Below are 22,273 nucleotides of genomic sequence, written 5' to 3' on the forward strand. Positions count from 1 at the left end.
GCGGAGCCGGGGACGACCASCATCCGTACGCCGTCGGCGRCTKTGCGGCCCCTGACGATGTCGGCGGCGGCGCGCAGGTCCTCGATCCGGCCGTTGGTGCAGGAACCTACGAAGACGGTGTCCACGTTGATGGAGCGCAGCGGCTGGCCGGCTGTCAACCCCATGTATTCCAGGGCCTTTTCGGCGGCCAGGCGCTCCGAGGCGTCTTCGTACGAGGCGGGGTCGGGCACAGCGGCCGACAGCGGCGCGCCCTGGCCGGGGTTGGTGCCCCAGGTGACGAACGGCGACAGTTCGGCAGCGTCGATGACGACCTCGGCGTCGAACTCGGCGTCCTGGTCGGTGCGCAGCGTCTTCCAATAGGCCACGGCCGCGTCCCAGTCCTCACCCTGGGGGGCGTGCGGGCGGCCCTTGAGGTAGGCGAACGTGGTCTCGTCGGGGGCGATCATGCCCGCGCGGGCGCCGGCCTCGATCGACATGTTGCAGATGGTCATCCGGGCCTCCATCGAGAGCTTCTCGATGGCCTCGCCGCGGTACTCCAGGACGTAGCCCTGGCCGCCGCCGGTGCCGATCCGCGCGATGACCGCCAGGATCAGGTCCTTGGCCGTGACCCCGTCGGGCAGTTCGCCCTCGACGGTGATCGCCATGGTCTTGGGGCGGGTCATCGGCAGGGTCTGGGTGGCCAGCACGTGCTCGACCTGGGAGGTGCCGATGCCGAAGGCCAGGCCGCCGAACGCGCCGTGCGTGGAGGTGTGCGAGTCCCCGCAGACCACGGTCATGCCGGGCTGGGTCAGCCCCAGCTGCGGCCCCACCACGTGCACGACGCCCTGCTCCACGTCGCCCAGCGAGTGCAGCCGGACACCGAACTCCGCGCAGTTCGCCCGCAGCGTCTCCAGCTGGACGCGGGAGACCGGGTCGGCGATGGGCTTGTCGATGTCCAGGGTCGGGGTGTTGTGGTCCTCGGTCGCGATGGTCAGATCGAGCCGACGCACCCCGCGGCCGCTCTTACGGAGACCGTCGAAGGCCTGCGGGCTGGTCACCTCGTGCAGCAGGTGCAGATCGATGAAGAGGAGGTCGGGCTCGCCCTCGGCGCGCCGGACGACATGGTCGTCCCAGACCTTCTCCGCGAGTGTCCTACCCATCGCTTTCCCTCCGGCCGGCACACACGCGCCGGCCCAACTAGAGATCTGTGAGGAGACGGCGCCCCACCCCTGATCCCGGGCGTCGCCGCCAGGCCCGGTGATCCACGGGCCACGGTGCTTCCTACTGATCGGCGCACAGCACCGATCGCGTCGTGCGGAATGCGTCGTGCCGATTGCCTCGTACGTCAAGAGTGGCGCGTTCCACCGAAAATTGAACTTGCGTTTCACAGAGTGAGACGCAAGTATCGTTGCATGGACAACAGTAGCGGCGTCGGCGTTCTGGACAAGGCGGCCCTCGTCCTGAGCGCTCTGGAGTCCGGCCCGGCCACCCTCGCGGGTTTGGTCGGTGCGACCGGACTGGCACGACCCACGGCCCACCGCCTGGCCGTGGCACTGGAACACCACCGTCTGGTGGCGCGCGACATGCAGGGCCGGTTCATCCTCGGTCCGCGCATGGCCGAACTGGCCGCGGCGGCGGGCGAGGACCGGCTGCTCGCCACGGCGGGCCCGGTACTCACCCATCTCCGCGACGTGACCGGCGAGAGCGCCCAGCTCTATCGCCGGCAGGGCGACATGCGCATCTGCGTCGCCGCGGCGGAGCGCCTGTCGGGCCTGCGGGACACGGTCCCGGTGGGTTCCACGCTCACGATGAAGGCCGGCTCCTCCGCGCAGATCCTGATGGCCTGGGAGGAGCCGGAGCGCCTGCACCGCGGCCTGCAGGGCGCCCGCTTCACGGCGACGGCCCTGTCGGGCGTCAGGCGCCGCGGCTGGGCGCAGTCGATCGGGGAGCGAGAGCCCGGCGTCGCCTCCGTCTCCGCGCCGGTGCGCGGCCCCTCGAATCGCGTGGTGGCCGCCGTCTCGGTGTCGGGGCCCATCGAGCGCCTGACCCGTCACCCGGGCCGTATGCACGCCCAGGCCGTCATCGACTCCGCGGCCCGCCTCTCCGAGGCGCTGCGCCGCTCCTGACCCCACCCGCCCCTCGGGAACGGGCCCGCCTCAACGCCGCGGCAGGCCCTCTTCCGGGCTCGCGCCCCGCCGCACCTCGGTACGCGGACACGAAGAAGCCCCCCACCGAGGTGGAGGGCTTTGCTTCTGTCTTCCTGTGTACCCCCGACCGGATTCGAACCGGCGCTACCGCCTTGAGAGGGCGGCGTGCTAGGCCGCTACACAACGGGGGCGTGGACTCTGCGTTTCCGCAGGTCCGAGCTGGTCTACCTGGACTCGAACCAAGACTAACTGAACCAGAATCAGTCGTGCTGCCAATTACACCATAGACCAATGATGGTTTAGACCAGTTCAGTACCCCCGACCGGATTCGAACCGGCGCTACCGCCTTGAGAGGGCGGCGTGCTAGGCCGCTACACAACGGGGGCCCTGGCGATCCTCACCCGGCCGGAGCCGGATGGTTTCACCGTGAGGACAGTGGGCGCTACCCGGCCGCCCTCGCGGGATGGATCTGTACCCCCGACCGGATTCGAACCGGCGCTACTGCCTTGAGAGGGCAGCGTGCTAGGCCGCTACACAACGGGGGCTTCGCGGATGAGATCCGCAGGTGCAGATGAGCTCTGCGAGCTGGCCTACCTGGACTCGAACCAAGACTAACTGAACCAGAATCAGTCGTGCTGCCAATTACACCATAGGCCACTGGAACGCAAGCCCCGGAGGGTTTTCGTTCTAGCAGTGCGCTTGAGGTTGGTGGCCTTCCGGCCCGGTCCCCCGCGGCGCAGGAAGAACATTACCCGATGCCGGACCCGGCTCCAAAACGAGTATCCGTGCCGAGGAGCGCGGGGAGTTCGTCGAGGGAGGCGATCCTGCGCGGCCCGACGGGCGGCTCCAGGGCCGCGTACGCACCGCCCCGGTCGATCCACACCGACAGCAGTCCCGCCTCCGCGGCGCCCCGGCCGTCGATCTCCGGGTGGTCGCCCACGTACGCGACCTGGTCGGGAGGCAGCGCCAGGGCCTCGCAGGCCGCCAGGAAGGCGCGGGGCTCGGGTTTGGAGACGCCCAGCTCGGCGGCGCACAGGACGGCCTCGAAGCGGTCGTGGACACCGAGGACGCGCAGCTTGCGGTCCTGGACGTGGACGCTGGAGTTGGACAGCACCGCGTGCCGGTGGCTGGCGGCGAGCGCGTCGAGGACCGGCAGGACGTCCGGGAACAGGGACCAGGCCGCCTCGTAGTGCCCCAGGTAGCGCCGGAACCAGTCGTCGGCCTCGTCGTCGGTCAGTTCACGCCCCAGGAAGAGCCGGGTGCGGTCGCGCCGCTGCGTCTCGAAGTCGACCTCGCCGGCGGCGAACCGGGCCCACTGGAGATCGGTCACCTCCCGCCACCGCACCAGCGCCTCCTCCACGGAGGCGTACCCGGCCAGCAGCTCCTCGGCCAGCAGGTGCGCCCGCATCCCCTCGCGGTCGGCGGAGGTGTAGTCGAAGAGTGTGTCGTCCACGTCCCAGACGACGGCTCGGATCACCATGGGACCGACCGTACCCAAGAACGGTGAGGGGCGGCGCCCGGAAGCTCCGGGCGCCGCCCCTCACCTGCGGTCGGACCGGGCTACCCGGCGAGCTTCGCCAGGGCCGCGTCGATGCGGGTCAGGGTCTGCTCCTTGCCCAGGACCTCGAGGGACTCGAAGAGGGGCAGGCCGACCGTGCGGCCGGTGACGGCGACGCGGACCGGGGCCTGGGCCTTGCCGAGCTTGAGGCCGTGGGCCTCGCCGGCGGCCAGGACGGCCTCCTTCAGGGACTCGGGGGACGTCCAGTCGGCCGCGTCCAGCTTCTCGCGGGCGGTGCGCAGCAGGGCGTCGGAGCCCTCCTTCATCGCCTTGGTCCAGGAGGCCTCGTCGAAGACCGGCTCCGGCAGGAACAGGAAGTCGACGTTGTCGGTGATCTCCGACAGCACCTTCAGGCGGGTCTGCGCGTGCGGGGCGATGGCCTGCCACTTGGCCTCGTCGAAGGCCTCCGGGGCCCAGGGGGCGACGGGCGCCTTCAGCCAGGGGCGGCAGCGCTCGGTGAAGTCCTTCACCTCCAGCAGGCGGATGTGGTCGGCGTTGATCGCCTCGCACTTCTTCAGGTCGAAGCGGGCCGGGTTCGGCTGCACGTCCGCGACGTCGAAGGCCGCGACCATCTCCTCCATCGTGAAGATGTCCTGGTCCGCGGAGAGCGACCAGCCCAGCAGGGAGAGGTAGTTGAGCAGTCCCTCGGGGAGGAAGCCGCGCTCGCGGTAGAGGTTGAGCGAGGACTGGGGGTCACGCTTGGAGAGCTTCTTGTTGCCCTCGCCCATCACGTAGGGCAGGTGGCCGAAGGCCGGGATCTGCTTCGCGATGCCGAGTTCGGTCAGCGCCTGGTACAGGGCGATCTGGCGCGGGGTGGAGGAGAGCAGGTCCTCGCCGCGCAGGACGTGGGTGATCTCCATCAGGGCGTCGTCGACCGGGTTGACCAGCGTGTACAGCGGAGCGCCGTTGGCGCGGACGATGCCGTAGTCCGGGACGTTCTCCGGGGTGAAGGTCAGCTCGCCGCGGACCAGGTCGGTGAAGGTGATCGTCTCGTCGGGCATGCGGAAGCGGACGATCGGCTCGCGGCCCTGGGCCTTGTACTCCTCGACCTGGGCGTCGGTGAGGTCGCGGCAGTGGCCGTCGTAGCCGGAGGGCCTGCCGGCGGCGCGGGCGGCCTCGCGGCGGGTGTCCAGCTCCTCCTGGGAGCAGTAGCAGCGGTAGGCGTGGCCGGCGTCGAGGAGCTTGGCGGCGACGTCGGCGTAGACGTCCATGCGCTGCGACTGGCGGTAGGGGGCGTGGGGGCCGCCGATCTCGGGGCCCTCGTCCCAGTCGAAGCCGAGCCAGCGCATCGAGTCGAGGAGCTGGGCGTAGGACTCCTCGGAGTCGCGGGCCGCGTCGGTGTCCTCGATGCGGAAGACCAGCGTGCCCTGGTGGTGCTTGGCGAACGCCCAGTTGAACAGGGCGGTGCGGACCAGACCCACGTGGGGGTTGCCGGTGGGCGACGGACAGAAACGGACGCGTGGGGGCGCCCCCTGTCCGAGGTGAGTCGAGGACTTGGGGGAGGGGGAACCTGCTGCGCTAGCCACGCTTGACAACCTTGTTGGTGAGAGTGCCGATGCCTTCGATGGTGACGGCGACCTCGTCGCCGACGTTGAGGGGGGCGACGCCGGCCGGGGTGCCCGTGAGGATCACGTCGCCGGGGAGCAGCGTCATCGCCTCGGAGATGTTGACGATCAGGTCCTCGATGGAGTGGATCATCTCGCTGGTACGGCCGAGTTGGCGCTGCTCGCCGTTGACCGTGAGCTGGACGGTGAGGTCGCCGGCGGCGGCGATGTCCAGGTCCGTCTCCACCCAGGGGCCGAGCGGGCAGGAGGTGTCGAAGCCCTTGGCCCGCGCCCACTGCTTCTCCCGCCGCTGGACGTCGCGGGCGGTGACGTCGTTGGCGCAGGTGTAGCCGAAGATCACGTCCTTGACCCGGTCGCGCGGGACCTCACGGCACATCCTGCCGATCACCACGGCCAGTTCGGCCTCGTGGTGCACCTCCTGGGAGAAGGAGGGGTACTGGATGTCGTCGCCGGGGCCGATCACCGAGGTGGCGGGCTTGAAGAAGGCGAACGGGGCGTCGGGCACCTCGTTGCCCATCTCCCTCGCGTGTTCGGCGTAGTTGCGGCCGAAGGCCACCACCTTGTTGGGGAGCACCGGGGGCAGCAGCCTGACCTTGCTCACCGGGACCTTGGTGCCGGAGAGTTCGAAGTCCGCGAACGGGATGCCCTTGATGATGTCCAGGACGAGCTCGTCCTGCTGGTCACCCTCGACCGCGCCGAAGGCGACGTTCCCGTCGATGGAGAATCTGGCGATGCGCACGGGATTCTTGGCCCCTTGACCTTGACTGAGCTGGCTGGAGTCTGACGCTCCAGGCTAACGCGGCAGGGCACGCACGCCTCGCGCATCACAGGCGGCGTCCCACCTGGAAGGGGGGACGCCGCCTGTGATCGTGGGGCCGGCACAGGTCCGGCCGGGCCCGTGCGCCTTGAGCGTTTCGGGGCCGGCGCGCGTACTGGTCGGTACTGGTGCCGGGAAAGACTGGGGAAGGTGCTAGTTCGCGGCGGCCGCGACCGGGATCTCCATGAGGACGGTGCGCCTGGGGTTGGCAGTCTGGGCCGGGAGTTCGACGGTGTGCTCCTGGTGGACCGGCGTCTGCAGTTCGGCGGCGCCGTCGAGGTGCGCCAGCGTCGTGCGTCGCGGGTTGGCGATCTTGTGGAACATCGTCGTCGTCTTCACTGTTTACTCGAACCTGTCCTGTTCACGGGGCGTCCGACGGGGTCCGGGGACCCTCCGTCGGACGCGGGTTGTCTGTTTTGCCATCCCTGTAAAGCGTCAGGCTAAACATCTGATTCCCCGCCGACCGCCGCGAGGGACCACGATCACCGTGTGAGTTTGCTCACGAATCGACAGCCAAATGGGTCAATCCGGACCGGCGCGCCGCTCCACCGAAACGGACATTGACCCCCTGAATGCATCATTCCGCTCCTGATCATCGCGACTGGGACACCTTCCCGACTCCCTCGAATCAACCCCATTCGCCCCCTTTGCGTGAGATCACTTTCTACGCCTGGTGACTCACCCCTCACACGGCGTCACGCAAGTCGCGGCATGACTCGCGGGCCTTGTTGGGGCATCCCGCACTGTGCTGGAATTCCCCGGACCGCCGCAGTTATCGATCCGGCGCACAGGGGGCGCACAAACGCGCCATTGTGGCGGTGAGCAAGGGGGAACCCACGCCGGTCACTCACGACCACCACGGGGGCGCATTCAGGGCGCTCCTATGACGCCGACACCGTGTCCCGCCGTTCGCGCGGAGGGGCGCCTGGTCCAGAGGTTGCGACGCTAGTGCAGGGACGTTTCAAGAGGGATGGCAGCGCTTCGGCGGAGCCGGAGCAGCACGGCGGGACTGGCCCCAGGGCCGTCGGCTCCTCGCCCCAGCACGCCCAGAACCAGGGCCCGGCCGCGAACGGTGAAGGCGGCGAACGACCCGGCCGCCCCGGAGCCACGCCCGCGGGACCGGCGGGCACTCCCCCCGTTCCGCCGAAGCCCCCGGAGGGTCCCGACGGCCCGGGACCGCGCGTTGCCCTGCGCAACTGGCGCATCTCCACCCGTCTGGTGTCGCTGCTCGCGCTCCCGGTGGTCGCGGCCACCTCGCTGGGCGCCCTGCGTATCAACCAGTCGATGGACGACATCCAGCAGCTCGACAACATGAAGCTGCTGACGGACATCACCCAGGAGGCCACCGAGCTCGCCGCCGCGCTCCAGGAGGAGCGCGACCAGTCGGCCGGCCCACTGGCGCACGGCGGCAAGGCCACCGACTTCGGGGTCAAGGGCCACCGCGAGAAGACCGACCGCGCTCGGAAGAACTTCCTCGACAGCTCCGAGGAGATCAACAACGCCAGCCGGGACGGCAACCTCAAGGGCATCCGCGACAACCTGGTCCAGCTCGCCGGCGACCTGGGCGACCTCGAGAAGATCCGCAACACGGCCTATGTGTCGGAGGACAACTCCACCCAGACCGTCGAGGGGTACCACCGTCTGATCGAGAACCTGATCGACCTCTCCCAGGACATGGCCGAGGCGACCAGCAACCCCGAGATGATCCAGCGCACCCGCGCCCTGGCCTCCTTCTCCTCCGCCAAGGAGTACGCGTCGATCCAGCGCGCGGTCCTCGCAGCGGCGCTGCCCGCCGGTAACACCACCCACGGTGACCTCTCCGAGAACGACCGGCTCTACGCCGAGTCGGCGCTGGAGAGCCAGAAGTCCGAGCTGCGCAGCTTCAAGAGCATCTACGGCGAGGACGAGGCCACCGAGCTGCTGCTGCCCATCGAGGACGGCAACGCCGTCATCAAGGCCACCGACAAGTACGCGGGCCGTGCCCTGGTGTCGGCCGACGGCCTGGGGTCCATGGCCAAGCGGTCCTACCGGGACTGGCTGGACGACAGCTCCACCAAGATCCAGCAGATGAAGAACGTCGAGCACAGGCTGCTCGAGGAGATGGAACAAAAGGCCCGTGAGCTGCGCGCCGCCACCGAGCGGGACGCGATCATCTCCGGTGCGTTGATCCTGATCGTGCTCGGTGTGTCGCTGGTCGGTGCCTTCGTCGTGGCCCGCTCCATGATCCGCTCGCTGCGCCGGCTCGAGGACACCGCGACCAAGGTCGCCCAGGAACGCCTGCCCGAGCTGGTCAAGCAGCTGTCCGAGTCCGACCCGCAGGACGTCGACACGTCCGTGGAGTCGGTCGGTGTGCACTCCCGGGACGAGATCGGCCGGGTGGCCGCGGCCTTCGACGACGTGCACCGCGAGGCGGTCCGCCTCGCCGCCGAGCAGGCCCTGCTGCGGGGCAACGTCAACGCGATGTTCACCAACCTCTCGCGCCGCTCCCAGGGCCTGATCCAGCGCCAGCTGTCGCTGATCTCCGAACTGGAGTCCCGCGAGGCCGACCCGGACCAGCTGTCCTCGCTGTTCAAGCTGGACCACCTGGCCACGCGTATGCGCCGGAACGGTGAGAACCTGCTCGTCCTCGCGGGTGAGGAGCCCGGCCGACGGTGGACCCGCCCGGTCCCGCTGGTCGACGTGCTGCGTGCCGCCGCGTCCGAGGTGGAGCAGTACGAGCGCATCGAGCTGACCGCCGTGCCGACCACCGAAGTGGCCGGCCGCGTCGTCAACGACCTCGTGCACCTGCTCGCCGAGCTGCTGGAGAACGCGACCTCGTTCTCCTCCCCGCAGACCAAGGTCAAGGTCACCGGTCACGCGCTGCCCGACGGCCGGGTGCTGATCGAGATCCACGACACCGGTATCGGTCTGTCGCCGGAGGACCTGGCGGCGATCAACGAGCGGCTCGCCTCGCCGCCCACCGTGGACGTCTCCGTCTCCCGCCGCATGGGTCTGTTCGTGGTCGGCCGGCTGTCGCAGCGGCACGGCATCCGCATCCAGCTGCGCCCGTCCGACTCCGGTGGTACGACCGCGCTGGTCATGCTGCCCGTCGATGTCGCCCAGGGCGGCAAGAAGCCCCAGGGCAAGCCCGGTCAGCCGGGTGCCGGCGGTCCCGCCGCCGCGCAGGCCGCGGCCGGTGCGGCGGCGGCGCGGCGGTCCGCCGGTGGCGGTCAGTCCGGCGCCGGTGCCCTCGGTGGCGGCGCGCCCGGTGGTGGCAGGCTCGCCGCCGGTCAGGGTCCGCGGGCCGCGCTGCCCGGACGGGACGGCCAGGGCCGGCCGGGTGCCCCGGGCGGGGCACGTGGCCCGCAGGGTCAGCCGGGCAGGTCTTCGGCGCCGTCGCTGTTCGAGCAGGGCGGTCCTCCCTCCGCGCAGGGCCAGGGCCGTCCGGCCCCCGCGGGCGCGGGTGCCGGCTACGGCGGTCAGGCTCCGGGCGCCCCGCAGGGGCTGCAGTCCCCGGGGCAGGGCGGAGCACAGGGTCAAGGCGGATCGCAGGGCCAGGACCTGTTCGGCGGCCGGGGTTCCGTGCCGCCGCAGCGGGGCACCGGCAACGCCGAGCGCGGCCGTCGTCCGCAGCTGCCGCCGCGCGGTGGTCCGCGCGCCGAGCTGCCCGGCGGCGACCAGCAGCCGCGGGTGCCCAGCTGGAGCGACGAGAACGCCCAGCCTCCGGTGCCCCGGGCCCCGCTGGACGCCCCGCGCGGGCACGAGGAACCGGACGTCTCCCGGACGAGCTCCATGCCGCGGTTCGACGACCGCCAGGGCCCCGGCGCGACGGCCGAGATGCCCCGCTTCGACGACCGGCAGAACCCCGGCTCGCCCGCCTCCTACGGCGCCCCCGGTGCCGGCGCTCCGCAGAACACCGGCCAGTACGGCCGGCCCGACGCGAACAACGCCCAGTTCGTCCGCGGCGACATCTACGGCGCTCCCTCGGACCAGTACAACGGACAGAACCCGTCCGACACCGACCAGTTCGCCGCCCCACAGGGCTACGACAGCGGCTCGGCCGGCCGGTACCCGGCTCCGGAGCGGAACGGCGGCGCTCCCGCGCGGCACGCTCTCCCGGAGCGCCCGAACCTCGCGGACCCGGCCTCCACCGGCCAGTTCGAGCGTCCGCAGCCGAACGGACCGCGTGGAGGGGCGGGCCCCGACTTCGGCGCCCAGCGTCCCGCGGCTCCGCAGCAGCAGCCGGGCCACGGGCCCGCGCCGCAGCGGCCCGCCCCTCAGCGGCCCGGCGACGGTCGCGCGCCGGGCGACGCCTGGGCACTGCCGCCGGCGTCCGGCCCCGGTGACGGGCGCACCCCCCTCTACGACACCCTGGAGACCAACTGGTTCCACGGTGCCCGGGAACAGGAGCAGGGCAATCCCCCGGCTCCGGCCCAGCGGCCGCAACAGCAGCAGCCGCAGCAGCAACCTCAGCAGCCGCAGGGGCCCACCGGCCCGCAGCGGGCCGTCACCTCCACCTGGCGCAGCTCGCCCAACGACGAGCTGGTCCGGCAGGCCGAACGCGTCCGGCAGCCGGCCGCGGGCGGCGTCACCACCTCCGGCCTTCCGCGCCGGGTGCCCAAGGCGAACCTCGTCCCGGGCACGGCTCAGGAGCAGACCCACCAGAGTGGTCCGCAGGTCTCACGCGCGCCCGACGACGTGCGTGGACGGCTGACCAATCTCCGTCGGGGTATCGCACAGGGTCGTCAGGCCGGCTCCACCCAGACCGGTAGCTTCCCTCGACCCACTCACCAGCAGGAGCGTTAGTTGAGCCCGATGAGCCAGGCGGCACAGAACCTCAACTGGTTGATCACCAACTTCGTGGACAACACCCCCGGGGTGTCCCACACCGTCGTCGTGTCCGCCGACGGCCTCCTCCTGGCGCTCTCCGAGGGCTTCCCGCGCGATCGCGCGGACCAGCTCGCGGCCGTGGCCTCGGGACTGACCTCCCTGACGGCCGGCGCCTCCCGCATCTTCGAAGGCGGCAACGTCGCACAGACGGTCGTCGAGATGGAGCGGGGCTTCCTCTTCCTCATGTCCGTCTCGGACGGCTCGTCGCTGGCCGTCCTCGCGCACCCCGAGTGCGACATCGGCCTCGTCGGCTACGAGATGGCGCTCCTGGTCGACCGTGCGGGGGCGGTCCTCACCCCGGACCTGCGCGCCGAGCTACAGGGAAGTCTGCTCCACTGACCGGCCCCGACACCACCCGTCTCACCAAATCACCGTCCGGCCGCCACAATCCCCCCACCGGCCTCGTCAGACGGCTTGACTGACCGACTTGCTGTCCCGTCCGGAGGACCCATGACCCCGCCCACCGCCTCTCATGATCCGTACGCGGAGCCGTACGAGGACGAGGGCGACCAGCCACTGGTACGTCCGTATGCGATGACCGGTGGCCGGACCAGGCCCCGCTATCAGCTGGCCATCGAGGCACTGATCAGTACGACGGCCGACCCGGCAGCGCTCATGGGGCTCCTCCCGGAGCACCAGCGCATCTGCCATCTGTGCCGTGAGGTGAAGTCGGTCGCCGAGGTGTCGGCGCTTTTGAACATGCCGCTGGGCGTGGCCCGGATCCTGGTGGCGGACCTCGCGGAGGCGGGTCTCGTCGCCGTTCACCAGCCGGGCGGCGACGAGAACACCGGCGCACCGGACGTGACACTGCTCGAAAGGGTGCTCAGTGGACTTCGCAACCTCTAGCGGCGAGGCGGTCTCCGAGAGCCGCGCCACCACTTCCGCGAAGATCGTGGTGGCGGGCGGTTTCGGCGTGGGCAAGACCACGTTCGTCGGCGCCGTCTCGGAGATCAACCCGCTGCGCACCGAGGCCGTCATGACGTCTGCTTCGGCGGGCATCGACGACCTGACCCACACCGGGGACAAGACCACCACCACGGTGGCCATGGACTTCGGCCGCATCACCCTGGACCAGGACCTGATCCTGTACCTCTTCGGTACACCCGGCCAGGACCGCTTCTGGTTCATGTGGGACGATCTCGTCCGCGGCGCCATCGGCGCGGTCGTGCTGGTGGACACCCGCCGGCTGGCCGACTGCTTCCCCGCGGTCGACTACTTCGAGAACAGCGGCCTGCCGTTCGTGGTCGCCCTCAACGGCTTCGACGGACAGCAGCCGTACCAGCCGGAGGAAGTACGCGAAGCGCTGCAGATCGGTCCCGACACCCCGATCATCACCACCGACGCCCGGCACCGCTCGGACGCCAAGAGCGCGCTGATCACCCTGGTCGAGCACGCCCTCATGGCGCGTCTCCGGTAGTCAACGCCATAGCTGCATACGGCAGTTGCCGTAGATGTTCCGGCGCCGGCTGTGTCCTTGGACACGGCCGGCCCCGGTGTTCATAACGTTTCGGCAGAGGAATCAGGCCATGCCGACACTCGACGCGTTCGGCCAGTTCCCCTATGCGCACGAAGGCCCCGCCTTTTGGCGGGGCTCGCTCCGTTTGACCGTTTTATCTGCGGCTTACATCACGCCGGAACCCCTCCGTCCGCTGTTTGGAAGAGGACTGGTCGGCATGCTGGAATGCCTGAACTGCCCATTGGTCAAAGACGCACTCAGTAGTCGTTGGCATGCCGGGCTCTGAGACACTGCGGCACAACGTTGGTGCCGACCGCCGAGAGGTTGTTGGTCGAGTGAGGCGAAGCACGAGCAGTCCCGAGCCATCGGCCCGGGGCAACTTCACCCCGCCGCCGCGCGCAGCGGCGCCCACCCCCGTGCACGACGCGGAACCGACGGCCCCACCCGCTCCGAGCGGCGGCCGCTTCTCCCCGCGCAACTGGCGGGTGGCGACCAGGCTGAACGCGATCCTGCTCGTACCCGTGCTGGTCGGCCTGGTCATGGGCGGCTTCCAGGTGAAGGGCTCGATCGACACCTGGCAGGAGGCCGAGGACGCGGAGAACACCGCGCGCCTGGTGCAGGCCTCCCTCACCTACGCCGACGCCCTCTACCGCGAGCGGGACCTCACCGCGGCCCCGCTGCTGCAGGGCAAGGGCGAGGACGACCCGGTCGTCGTCAAGGCCCGTGCCGCCACGGACGAGGCGGCCGACGCGTTCGACGCGGCCGCGCAGAACGTGCCGTCCAAGCCGGGCCTGCAGCGCCGGCTGGACGTGCTGCGCAAGGCCGAGCCCAAGCTCACGGCGCTGCGCGCCGCCGCGTACACCTCCAAGCTCAAGGGCGTGGAGACCGAAGAGGGCTACGTCGAGGTGGCCAACCCTCTGATGCAGTTCGCCAACGAACTCGGTCTGGGCACCGGCAACATCACCAGCTACGGCCGTACGGTCTACGCGATCTCGCTGACCAAGGCGGCGGTGTCGCTGCAGCGGTCCATCGGTACGCACCTGCTGGTGAAGCCCGGACCCACCGACAGCCAGCTCGCCAGCCAGCGCGTCGCGCTCTCCTCCTACGCCTACCTCGAGGGCATCGCCGTCCAGGAGTACATCGGCGGTGGCACCGGGGCCGACGAGGACAAGCTGAATCAGCTCAAGCAGGAGATCAAGGCCGACGGGGCGGAGCAGGCCAAGGAGGCGGCGGCCCAGGATCCGGACTACGTCCCGCCGCCCTCCGACTCGCGCACGATGGTCTCCGAGGTCGCACGCCTCAACTCCACCGACCCGGCCGCCCGCGCCGAGATAGCCGGCCGCGGCATCACCGCCGAGAACTGGTGGGCGGTCAACACCCTCAAGTTCGACGGCTACCGCCAGATCGAGTCGGACCTCGCCGACACCGCGGTGGACGAGGCGGCCACCATCGCCGGCGACGCGCAGCGCGACGCCTTCGTCACCGGCAGCGCCGTCGTGATCGCCCTGCTCGCCGCGTTCATCCTGGCCGGCATGGTGGCCCGCCAGATGAGCCGCTCCATGCGCAAGCTGCGCCACGCCGCCTTCGGTATCGCCGAGCAGCGGCTGCCGACGCTGGTCGACCAGCTCTCCCGCACCGACCCCGGCCGGGTCGACACCCGGGTCACCCCGATCCCGATCACCTCCACGGACGAGATCGGCGAGGTCGCCCGCGCCTTCGACCAGGTCCACCGCGAGGCCGTCCGGCTCGCCGCCGAGCAGGCACTGCTGCGGGGCAACATCAACGCGATCTTCACCAACCTCTCGCGCCGCAACCAGTCCCTGATCGAGGGTCAGCTGACCCTGCTCACCGGCCTGGAGAACAACGAGGCCGACCCGGACCAGCTGGAGAACCTCTTCAAGCTGGACCACCTGGCCACCCGTATGCGCCGCAACGGCGAGAACCTGCTCGTCCTCGCCGGCGAGGAGCCCGGCCGCCGCTGGGACCAGCCGGTGCCGCTGGTCGACGTGATCCGCGCCGCCTCCTCCGAGGTGGAGCAGTACGAGCGTGTCGAGCTGTCCGGTGTCCCCGAGGCCGAGATCCACGGCCGCGCGGTGACCGACCTCGTGCACCTGCTGGCCGAGCTCCTGGAGAACGCCACGACGTTCTCCTCCCCGCAGACCAAGGTCCGTGTCACCGCGACCCGTCTCCCCGACGGCCGCGTGATGATCGAGATCCACGACAAGGGCATCGGCCTGACCGCCGAGGACTTCGCGGACATCAACCACAAGCTGGCCAACCCGCCGACCGTGGACGCCGCGATCTCGCAGCGCATGGGTCTGTTCGTGGTCGGCCGGCTGTCCGACCGGCACGGCATCCGCGTCCAGCTGCGCCCCTCGGGCGAACAGGCCGGTACGACCTCGCTGGTCATGCTGCCGGACGCGATCACCCACGGTGGCGGTGGCGAGGCGCAGACCGGCCCCGACGAGTTCACCGTCTCCCAGATCATCCCGGAGCAGAACTACCCGGGCGAGGACTTCAGCCAGCAGCAGCCGATGCGCACCGCGGCGGAACTCGGCTTCGACGACAGCCGCTACGAGGTCCCGGACGACATCCGCGGCCTGAACCCGGTCGGCCGTTCCCGGATGCGCGAGGAGCGGCGGGCGGCCCTGGATCCGCAGAGCCCGCAGCCCGCGCTGTCCGGACCGGAGCAGCCCGGCACCGACGAGTTCGCCGCCCCGCAGGGCTACGACAACGGCCAGGGGTACGACCGCGACGGACAGGGCTTCGACGGCGGTCCGGCCGGTTACCCGGACCAGCGGCAGCCCGCCGGATACGACCAGCAGGCGTACGGCGACGGGCAGCAGTCCGCGTACGAGGGACAGCAGCAGCCGACGTACGACGAGTCGTACTACCAGCCGAACGGCGGCTACCCGGACCCCTCCTACGCCGAGCCGGCCCAGGACGACTGGCCGCAGCAGGGCGGTTACCAGAACGGCTACCCGGCGCAGTACCCCGCGATCGCCCCGGAGCCGGAGCCCGCCCCGGCCCCTGACGCGAGCACGCAGGACAGCGTAGGCTTCGACCGTCCGGGACCGGCCCCCTCCGCCTCCCACGAACTCACCGACGCCGGACTTCCGCGCCGCGGGTCCACCGCGAGCGGCACCGGCGGAGCGCGGCGGGCGAACCAGGAGCCGACGGTCCCGGCACCGGCTTCCCCTGCGGCTCCGCAGGGCGACGGCGACAACTGGCGTTCGGCGAACGACGAGCGCTGGCAGCAGGCGTCCTCGCTGCGGAAGCCCAAGGCGGGCGGGGTGACCTCATCCGGTCTGCCGCGGCGGGTGCCCAAGGCCAACCTGGTCGAGGGCGCCGCCGAGACCACCCCTCAGGGAGGCCCCCAGGTCTCCCGCGCCCCGGAAGACATCCGGGGCAGGCTGAGCAACCTGCGGCGCGGCGTCCAACAAGGCCGCAACGCAGGCAGTGAAACGAACGGCCAGGCCACTGGGAATCACCGCAGTGGTCCTGACAGCACCTACAACCAGGAGCGTTAGTGTGAGCCCGATGAGCCAGGCGGCACAGAACCTGAACTGGTTGATCACCAACTTCGTGGACAACACCCCGGGGGTGTCCCACACGGTGGTGGTCTCCGCCGACGGCCTCCTTCTGGCGATGTCCGAAGGATTCCCCCGCGACCGCGCGGACCAGCTCGCGGCCGTGGCCTCCGGGCTGACGTCGCTGACGGCAGGCGCCTCCCGGATCTTCGAGGGTGGCAGCGTGAACCAGACGGTTGTGGAGATGGAGCGGGGATTCCTGTTCATCATGTCCATTTCCGATGGTTCCTCTCTCGCGGTTCTCGCACATCCCGATGCGGACATCGGTCTCATCGGGTACGAGATGGCCCTTCTGGTCGACCGAGCCGGTACGGTCCTGACTCCGGACCTTCGTGCGGAGCTTCAAGGGAGCTTGCTCAACTGACAGACGGACGGTGCGGTTTGGCGTCCCGTGGCCGTAAGGTTTCGGGACGCGGCTACCACACGATGGGTGCCAGGCACAGTCGGAGGAGGAGAAAGTGGTAACACCACCAGACGGATCGTCTTCGGGCAACTGGTCGTACGACCCTGCGCAGGGTCACAACGACGGTTCCCAGAACCGGTACGGCTACCCCTCCCCACCGGACCACCGGCAGCCGTACGTGCCGCAGGGCCCCGGCCTTTCGCCGTACGAGCAGCCGCACGCGCCGCGCGTCCAGCCCGTGCAGCCTCAGCGCCGTGCCCCCGAGCCGACGCCCTCCGGGGCGTCGAACAATCCCCTGGTGCGCCCGTACGCGATGACGGGCGGCCGCACCAGGCCGCGGTACCAGCTCGCCATCGAGGCGCTGGTGCACACCACCGCGCAGCCGCACCAGATGCAGGGCCAGTTGCCCGAGCATCAGCGGATCTGCCACCTCTGCCGGGAGATCAAGTCGGTGGCCGAGATCTCGGCACTGCTGACCATCCCTCTCGGTGTGGCCAGGATTCTCGTCGCCGACTTGGCGGAGGCAGGACTGGTCGCCATCCATCAGCCCGGCGGCGACGAGAGCGCCGGCGGCCAGCCAGACGTGACACTGCTCGAAAGGGTGCTCAGTGGACTTCGCAAGCTCTAGCGGCGGTCCTTCCCGCTCCACCACTTCCGCGAAGATCGTGGTGGCGGGCGGTTTCGGCGTGGGCAAGACCACGTTCGTCGGCGCTGTCTCGGAGATCAATCCCCTGCGCACCGAGGCCGTCATGACGTCTGCTTCGGCGGGCATCGACGACCTGACCCACACCGGGGACAAGACCACCACCACGGTGGCCATGGACTTCGGCCGCATCACCCTGGACCAGGACCTGATCCTGTACCTCTTCGGTACACCCGGCCAGGACCGCTTCTGGTTCATGTGGGACGACCTCGTCCGCGGCGCCATCGGCGCGATCGTTCTCGTCGACACGCGGAGGCTCGCCGACTGCTTCCCCGCGGTCGACTACTTCGAGAACAGCGGCCTGCCGTTCGTCATCGCGCTGAACGGCTTCGACGGCAACCAGCCGTACAACCCGGACGAGGTGCGGGAGGCGCTGCAGATCGGTCCCGACGCCCCGATCATCACCACCGACGCCCGGCACCGCTCGGATGCCAAGAGCGCGCTGATCACCCTGGTCGAGCACGCGCTGATGGCGCGGCTGCGGTAGCCGCTCCGCGCCGGGTTGCGCACTGCCCCCTGCGGCCACCGGGCTGCCGGGGGCTGTTGTGTGCCGTGCCCCGCGCAGCCGGCTGCCCCGGTGGTGCCACGCGAAGAGGCCCCTCCTTCTTGAGAAGGAGGGGCCTCTTCGCGTGTGAGGTCAGCGCCAGCTGTGCGGGGCGCGGAAACCCGGCTCGCGTTCGAGGCGGCGCCAGCCGGCCTTGGCGCGGCCGCGGTGGGCCCGGGCGTCGGAGGTGGGGCGGGTGGCCGCGCGGGCGAGGAGGATCGCCGTGAGGGCGGCGACTTCCTCGGGCTCTGCGTGGCCCTTCTCGACACGGATGTCAGGTGTGCTCATGGGTGTCAGTCTCCCTGGGAGAGAGGTCCGCGGGGTTGCCGCGGCGGGTCCGCCGGGTTACTGCGGCGGGTTGCCGTGCTTACGGGAGGGCAGGTCGGCGTGCTTGCTCTGGAGCATCGCCAGGGACCGGATCAGCACCTCGCGGGTCTCGGCGGGGTCGATGACGTCGTCGACCAGACCGCGTTCGGCCGCGTAGTAGGGGTGCATCAGCTCGGCCTTGTACTCCTTGACCATGCGCGCCCGCATGGCGTCCGGGTCCTCGGCGTCGGCGATCTGGCGGCGGAAGATGACGTTGGCCGCGCCCTCCGCGCCCATCACGGCGATCTCGTTGGTGGGCCAGGCGTAGGTGAGGTCGGCGCCGATGGACTGGCTGTCCATGACGATGTACGCGCCGCCGTACGCCTTGCGCAGGATCAGCGAGATCCTCGGCACGGTGGCGTTGCAGTAGGCGTAGAGCAGTTTGGCGCCGTGGCGGATGATGCCGCCGTGTTCCTGGTCGACGCCCGGGAGGAAGCCGGGGACGTCCAGGAAGGTGAGGATCGGGATGTTGAAGGCGTCACACATCTGCACGAAGCGGGCGGCCTTCTCGGACGCCTCGATGTCGAGCACGCCCGCCAGCGTCTGGGGCTGGTTGGCGACGATGCCGACGACCTGGCCGTCCATCCGGGCCAGCGCGCAGATGATGTTGCGCGCCCAGCGCTCGTGGACCTCGAGGTACTCGCCGTCGTCGACGATCTCCTCGATGACCTTGGTCATGTCGTACGGACGGTTGCCGTCGGCCGGGACCAGGTCCAGCAGGCTCTCGCCGCGGCGCTCCGCGGGGTCGGCGCTCTCGGCCCGCGGGGGGTTCTCGCGGTTGTTCTGCGGGAGCAGCGAGAGGAGGTAGCGCACCTCGGCGATGCACGTCTCCTCGTCGTCGTAGGCGAAGTGGCAGACGCCGCTGGTCTCGGCGTGCACGTCCGCGCCGCCCAGGCCGTTCTGGGTGATCTCCTCACCGGTGACGGCCTTGACCACGTCCGGGCCGGTGATGAACATCTGTGAGGTCTCGCGGACCATGAACACGAAGTCCGTCAGGGCGGGGCTGTAGGCCGCGCCGCCCGCACACGGGCCGAGCATCACGCTGATCTGCGGGATGACACCGGACGCCTTGGTGTTGCGCTGGAAGATGCCCCCGTAGCCGGCGAGCGCCGAGACGCCCTCCTGGATACGGGCGCCCGCGCCGTCGTTGAGGGAGACCAGCGGCGCACCCGCCGCGATGGCCATGTCCATGATCTTGTGGATCTTGGTGGCGTGGGCCTCGCCCAGCGCACCGCCGAAGATCCGGAAGTCGTGGGCGTAGACGAAGACCGTACGGTCCTCCACCGTGCCCCAGCCGGTGATCACACCGTCGGAGTACGGCTTCTTGGCCTCCAGACCGAAGCCGGTCGCCCGGTGCCGGCGCAGCTGCTCGACCTCACGGAAGGAGCCCGGGTCAAGCAGCAGTTCGATGCGCTCCCGCGCGGTCAGCTTGCCCTTGGCGTGCTGCGCCCGGGTCGCCTTCTCGCTCGGGCCGGCCAGCGCCTGCGCGCGAATCTCGTGCAGTTCGGCCACGCGTCCGCGCGCGTCGGTCGGCTCACCCGGCGCCTCATCCAAAACGGTCATGTAGTGACCTTACGAAGCTCACCCGGGAATGCGAGCCGTCGACTCCTCACAGTCTCCGAGGCGTTTTCCTGGTGCCACTGAACAGAACCGAGACGGCATGCAGGCGTTCCAACTGCTTGGAGGGCCTGCTGGTTGTAGGGTTCCAATAAAATTGGAGGCTGGGGAACCCCTCACACCCCCGCATGGCGCGGATCTCCCGGAGGGTGCGGCCCGGCCCCGGCCGGGCGCCCTGCGCCCGGGGATTCGCCGGGCCCGCGGCGGTTTTCCGCCCGCGCTCCAGGGCGTTCACGGATGTTCTTCCGGGGTTCACCCGTTCGGGTCGACCCGCCCCGCAGAGAGTAGCGGCTCGAGAGGACGGACCGGTACGGGACATGAAGGACGGGGTCGGAGGGGACTCGCCTTCGGCACCCTCGAAAGCATCCCCCGAAAGATGTTGAACTTTAAAGGGAATGTGTCTACAGTAGGCCCCGTTGGAAGTGATTGAACGTTCAACGGGATCATCCGATCCCCGTCCCCAGGAGGAACACACCATGGGCATCTTCAGCCGCAAGAGCAACGAGACCGCGACCGCCCCGGCCGCCGTGAGCCCGGCCCTGGCCGCCCTGACCGGCGACTACACGATCGACCCGGCGCACACCACCCTCGGTTTCGTCGCCCGGCACGCGATGGTCACCAACGTCAAGGGCAGCTTCCAGGACTTCACCGGCACGCTGCACCTGGACGGCTCCAACCCGTCCAACTCCACCGCCACCCTCGACGTGGTGATGGAGAGCATCGAGACGGGCAACGCCGACCGTGACGGTCACCTGAAGAGCTCGGACTTCTTCAAGACCGACGAGTTCCCTACGATGACGTTCCGCTCCACCAAGGCCGAAGCCCTCGGTGGGGACGACTACCGCATCACCGGTGACCTGACGATCCTCGGCACCACCAAGCCGCTCGCCATCGACCTGGAGTTCAACGGCTCCGCCACCGACCCGTTCGGCAACCAGCGCGTCGGCTTCGAGGGCAAGGCCGAGATCCTGCGCTCCGAGTGGGGCCTGACCTGGAACGCGGCACTGGAGACGGGCGGCGTCCTGGTCTCCGACAAGATCAAGCTGAACTTCGACATCTCGGCGATCCGCAACGCCTGATCCGCCGACGGCGCGGCCCTGACCGCCGCCACCCCTGAGCGCGCCCGCCCCCGGTACCCCCCGTACGGGAGGGCGGGCGCTCGGCATCCCCGGGCCTGACCCCGGGACCGGGCGCGGACCCGGTGTCCGGCGTCTCCCCGTGGCCCGGCGCTCAGAACCCTCCGCCGAAGTCCCCGCCGCCGAAGCCACCGTCTCCGAAGTCTCCCCCGCCGAAGCCGCCGCCGAAGTCCCCGCTGTCGAAGTCGGCGCCGGAGACGTCTCCGCCCGTGTAGCCGCCGAAGTCTCCGTAGCCGGAGCCGTAGTCGGCCGCGTAGGAGGGGTCGGCCATCATGCCGCCGAGCACCGTGCCGACGAGCAGACCGGGCAGCAGGCCGCCGCCGAAGTAGCCGCCCGCCCAGGGGCCGTAGGCCGGGCCCGCCTCCCAGTAGGGGCGGCGGCCCCGGTCGGTGTCGACCTCGCGGACGGCCGGGTCGTGGCCGTCGGCCAGGCGGGTCCGGTCCGCCGCACAGACCGGGACCTCCCGCTCGGTGCCGCCGGGGGGCGCCCAGAGGGCGTCGGCGACCGAGGGGCCGTGGCGCGGGTCGAAGAAGCAGGGCGGCCTGCGCTCCGGCAGCGACCGGCCCGCACGGCGGGCATCGAGCTGCGCCAGCGCGAAGCGGCCGTCCTCCACGGCCTGGGTGACCGCGCGGACGTCCTCCGGCCTGCCGGCCGCGTCCATCAACCGCTTGGACTGCTCGTAGGAGTCCAGCGCACGCTCGTAGTCGGCGCGCATGGCGTCGTCGGCGCCGGGCTCACCGGGGTGGAAGTCGAGCCGGTCGAGTTCCTCGCCGAACGCGGTGATGTCCTCGTCGACCACCACCCGCAGCTTCTCCAGCGCGGCCCGCTGCTCCGCCGCGTGCTCCATGGTCCGACGCCGATTGCGTCGGGACACCGCGTACGCGCCCGCGCCGCCGGCGACCAGCAGGGTGCCGACGGTGATCAGTCCGCCGACGGGGACGCCGTCGGACCCGCCGCTCCAGGAACTCGGCGCCGAACCGCCGGTGTTGCGCAGCGCGTCGTCGACGAAGTCGTTCAGCTGGGCCTTGGCGTCCCCCGCGCCCTGCGCGGCCGTGACCAGGTTCTGCACGCCCTGGCGGCTCAGCACGCTGCTGTCGGCGCGCGCGTCGAACCGGTCGCCGAGACGGATGCCGTACAGACCGGTGACGCCGGTCTCGGTGCGCAGGTTCCGGAAGAGGTTCTCGGTGGGGTAACCGGCCGGGAGGACCGTCACGAGGACGGGTTTGTCCGCGTTCTCGATCTTGTTCGCGAGGGCCTCGGCGTCCGACTCGGACAGGATGTCCCTCGCCTCGGGATCGACGTAGACGGGACGCTCGCGCAGGGCCTGAGCCACGGCCGAGAGGTCGGTGGCCGCGTGCGCGCCCGGCGCCCCGGCCGTCAGAACCGCCAGCGCGGCGACCACGGGCACGATCAGCAGGCGTACGAGGGTACGCGTCAGCGCGTCCTTCATGTGTTCGAAGCTACCCGAACCGGGCCGGAAACGGGCATCGGGCCCGGTAGGGGTCCCCCGCGACGGCGCGGGG

Annotated in this window: 19 protein-coding genes and 5 tRNA genes; 11 read left to right on the top strand and 13 right to left on the bottom strand. The window is 70.4% G+C overall.

All coding sequences use genetic code 11. The features are described from left to right. A partial coding sequence (gene leuC, locus DIZ27_RS27530) for a 3-isopropylmalate dehydratase large subunit (RefSeq protein WP_109381163.1) occupies nucleotides 1–1,139 on the bottom strand: 1,139 nt, incomplete at its 3' end. Between the two features lie 252 nt (nucleotides 1,140–1,391). Between leuC and ndgR the strand changes: the two genes are divergently transcribed. Then, nucleotides 1,392–2,105, top strand: coding sequence for an IclR family transcriptional regulator NdgR (ndgR, locus tag DIZ27_RS27535; protein ID WP_109381164.1), 714 nt, complete (start codon nucleotides 1,392–1,394; stop codon nucleotides 2,103–2,105). A 139-nt stretch (nucleotides 2,106–2,244) separates the two neighbouring features. On the opposite strand, the gene DIZ27_RS27540 is transcribed toward ndgR, so the two are convergent. From DIZ27_RS27540 to DIZ27_RS27580, 9 genes are all read right to left on the bottom strand, one after another. Then, nucleotides 2,245–2,317, bottom strand: a tRNA-Glu gene (locus DIZ27_RS27540). 28 nt (nucleotides 2,318–2,345) lie between these two features. Continuing rightward, nucleotides 2,346–2,417, bottom strand: a tRNA-Gln gene (locus DIZ27_RS27545). A 22-nt stretch (nucleotides 2,418–2,439) separates the two neighbouring features. Beyond that, nucleotides 2,440–2,512, bottom strand: a tRNA-Glu gene (locus DIZ27_RS27550). Between the two features lie 86 nt (nucleotides 2,513–2,598). Continuing rightward, nucleotides 2,599–2,671 (bottom strand) — tRNA-Glu (locus DIZ27_RS27555). 40 nt (nucleotides 2,672–2,711) lie between these two features. Next, nucleotides 2,712–2,783, bottom strand: a tRNA-Gln gene (locus tag DIZ27_RS27560). 91 nt (nucleotides 2,784–2,874) lie between these two features. Further along, nucleotides 2,875–3,606, bottom strand: coding sequence for an HAD family hydrolase (locus DIZ27_RS27565; RefSeq protein ID WP_109381165.1), 732 nt, complete (start codon nucleotides 3,604–3,606; stop codon nucleotides 2,875–2,877). Between the two features lie 80 nt (nucleotides 3,607–3,686). Then, entirely contained in the window at nucleotides 3,687–5,210 is a 1,524-nt protein-coding gene (gltX, locus tag DIZ27_RS27570; RefSeq protein WP_109381166.1) for a glutamate--tRNA ligase, read from the bottom strand. Next, a complete protein-coding gene (locus tag DIZ27_RS27575; protein ID WP_109381167.1) occupies nucleotides 5,203–5,988 on the bottom strand; it encodes a fumarylacetoacetate hydrolase family protein in 786 nt (261 codons plus the stop codon). The genes gltX and DIZ27_RS27575 overlap by 8 nt, the downstream gene beginning before the upstream one ends. A gap of 231 nt (nucleotides 5,989–6,219) precedes the next feature. Continuing rightward, nucleotides 6,220–6,405, bottom strand: coding sequence for a hypothetical protein (locus DIZ27_RS27580; RefSeq protein WP_109381168.1), 186 nt, complete (start codon nucleotides 6,403–6,405; stop codon nucleotides 6,220–6,222). Between the two features lie 609 nt (nucleotides 6,406–7,014). Between DIZ27_RS27580 and DIZ27_RS27585 the strand changes: the two genes are divergently transcribed. The 9 genes from DIZ27_RS27585 (at nucleotide 7,015) to DIZ27_RS27620 (ending at nucleotide 17,574) form a co-directional block, all read left to right on the top strand. Further along, nucleotides 7,015–10,851: a nitrate- and nitrite sensing domain-containing protein gene (locus tag DIZ27_RS27585; protein ID WP_109381169.1), complete on the top strand. Its 3,837-nt coding sequence runs from the start codon at nucleotides 7,015–7,017 to the stop codon at nucleotides 10,849–10,851. Nucleotides 10,852–10,860: 9 nt separating this feature from the next. Then, nucleotides 10,861–11,274 carry a roadblock/LC7 domain-containing protein gene (locus DIZ27_RS27590; protein ID WP_004983056.1) on the top strand — a complete coding sequence of 138 codons (414 nt, stop codon included), beginning with the start codon at nucleotides 10,861–10,863 and terminating at the stop codon, nucleotides 11,272–11,274. 111 nt (nucleotides 11,275–11,385) lie between these two features. After that, nucleotides 11,386–11,781: a DUF742 domain-containing protein gene (locus DIZ27_RS27595; protein ID WP_109381170.1), complete on the top strand. Its 396-nt coding sequence runs from the start codon at nucleotides 11,386–11,388 to the stop codon at nucleotides 11,779–11,781. Continuing rightward, the gene (locus tag DIZ27_RS27600) at nucleotides 11,762–12,352 is read left to right on the top strand and encodes an ATP/GTP-binding protein (protein ID WP_109381171.1); all 591 of its coding nucleotides are present in this window, start codon (nucleotides 11,762–11,764) and stop codon (nucleotides 12,350–12,352) included. The genes DIZ27_RS27595 and DIZ27_RS27600 overlap by 20 nt, the downstream gene beginning before the upstream one ends. Nucleotides 12,353–12,461: 109 nt before the next feature. Beyond that, nucleotides 12,462–12,677 (top strand): hypothetical protein, encoded by a 216-nt coding sequence (locus tag DIZ27_RS45230; protein WP_146228996.1) that lies wholly within the window; start codon nucleotides 12,462–12,464, stop codon nucleotides 12,675–12,677. Nucleotides 12,678–12,726: 49 nt separating this feature from the next. After that, nucleotides 12,727–15,921: a nitrate- and nitrite sensing domain-containing protein gene (locus DIZ27_RS27605; protein ID WP_181383716.1), complete on the top strand. Its 3,195-nt coding sequence runs from the start codon at nucleotides 12,727–12,729 to the stop codon at nucleotides 15,919–15,921. Between the two features lie 10 nt (nucleotides 15,922–15,931). Beyond that, nucleotides 15,932–16,345 (top strand): roadblock/LC7 domain-containing protein, encoded by a 414-nt coding sequence (locus tag DIZ27_RS27610; protein ID WP_055493648.1) that lies wholly within the window; start codon nucleotides 15,932–15,934, stop codon nucleotides 16,343–16,345. A gap of 94 nt (nucleotides 16,346–16,439) precedes the next feature. After that, nucleotides 16,440–17,012, top strand: a complete 573-nt coding sequence (locus DIZ27_RS27615) for a DUF742 domain-containing protein (protein ID WP_109381173.1) — start codon at nucleotides 16,440–16,442, stop codon at nucleotides 17,010–17,012. After that, on the top strand, nucleotides 16,993–17,574 hold the full coding sequence (locus DIZ27_RS27620) for an ATP/GTP-binding protein (protein ID WP_109381174.1): 582 nt from the start codon (nucleotides 16,993–16,995) through the stop codon (nucleotides 17,572–17,574). Before DIZ27_RS27615 ends, DIZ27_RS27620 begins: the two co-directional genes overlap by 20 nt. Before the next feature lie 150 nt (nucleotides 17,575–17,724). Here DIZ27_RS27620 and DIZ27_RS27625 read toward each other — a convergent pair whose 3' ends face one another. Beyond that, on the bottom strand, nucleotides 17,725–17,919 hold the full coding sequence (locus tag DIZ27_RS27625; protein ID WP_109381175.1) for an acyl-CoA carboxylase subunit epsilon: 195 nt from the start codon (nucleotides 17,917–17,919) through the stop codon (nucleotides 17,725–17,727). Between the two features lie 57 nt (nucleotides 17,920–17,976). Further along, the gene (locus DIZ27_RS27630; RefSeq protein ID WP_109381176.1) at nucleotides 17,977–19,560 is read right to left on the bottom strand and encodes an acyl-CoA carboxylase subunit beta; all 1,584 of its coding nucleotides are present in this window, start codon (nucleotides 19,558–19,560) and stop codon (nucleotides 17,977–17,979) included. Nucleotides 19,561–20,090: 530 nt separating this feature from the next. Here DIZ27_RS27630 and DIZ27_RS27635 point away from each other — a divergent pair. Continuing rightward, nucleotides 20,091–20,693, top strand: a complete 603-nt coding sequence (locus DIZ27_RS27635; protein WP_109381177.1) for a YceI family protein — start codon at nucleotides 20,091–20,093, stop codon at nucleotides 20,691–20,693. A 151-nt stretch (nucleotides 20,694–20,844) separates the two neighbouring features. Here the strand turns inward: DIZ27_RS27635 and DIZ27_RS27640 are convergent, their stop codons facing one another. Then, nucleotides 20,845–22,200, bottom strand: a complete 1,356-nt coding sequence (locus tag DIZ27_RS27640; RefSeq protein WP_109381178.1) for a hypothetical protein — start codon at nucleotides 22,198–22,200, stop codon at nucleotides 20,845–20,847. Nucleotides 22,201–22,273: the final 73 nt, after the last annotated feature.

This window comes from Streptomyces sp. NWU339 (assembly GCF_003143855.1).
GTDB lineage: Bacteria > Actinomycetota > Actinomycetes > Streptomycetales > Streptomycetaceae > Streptomyces.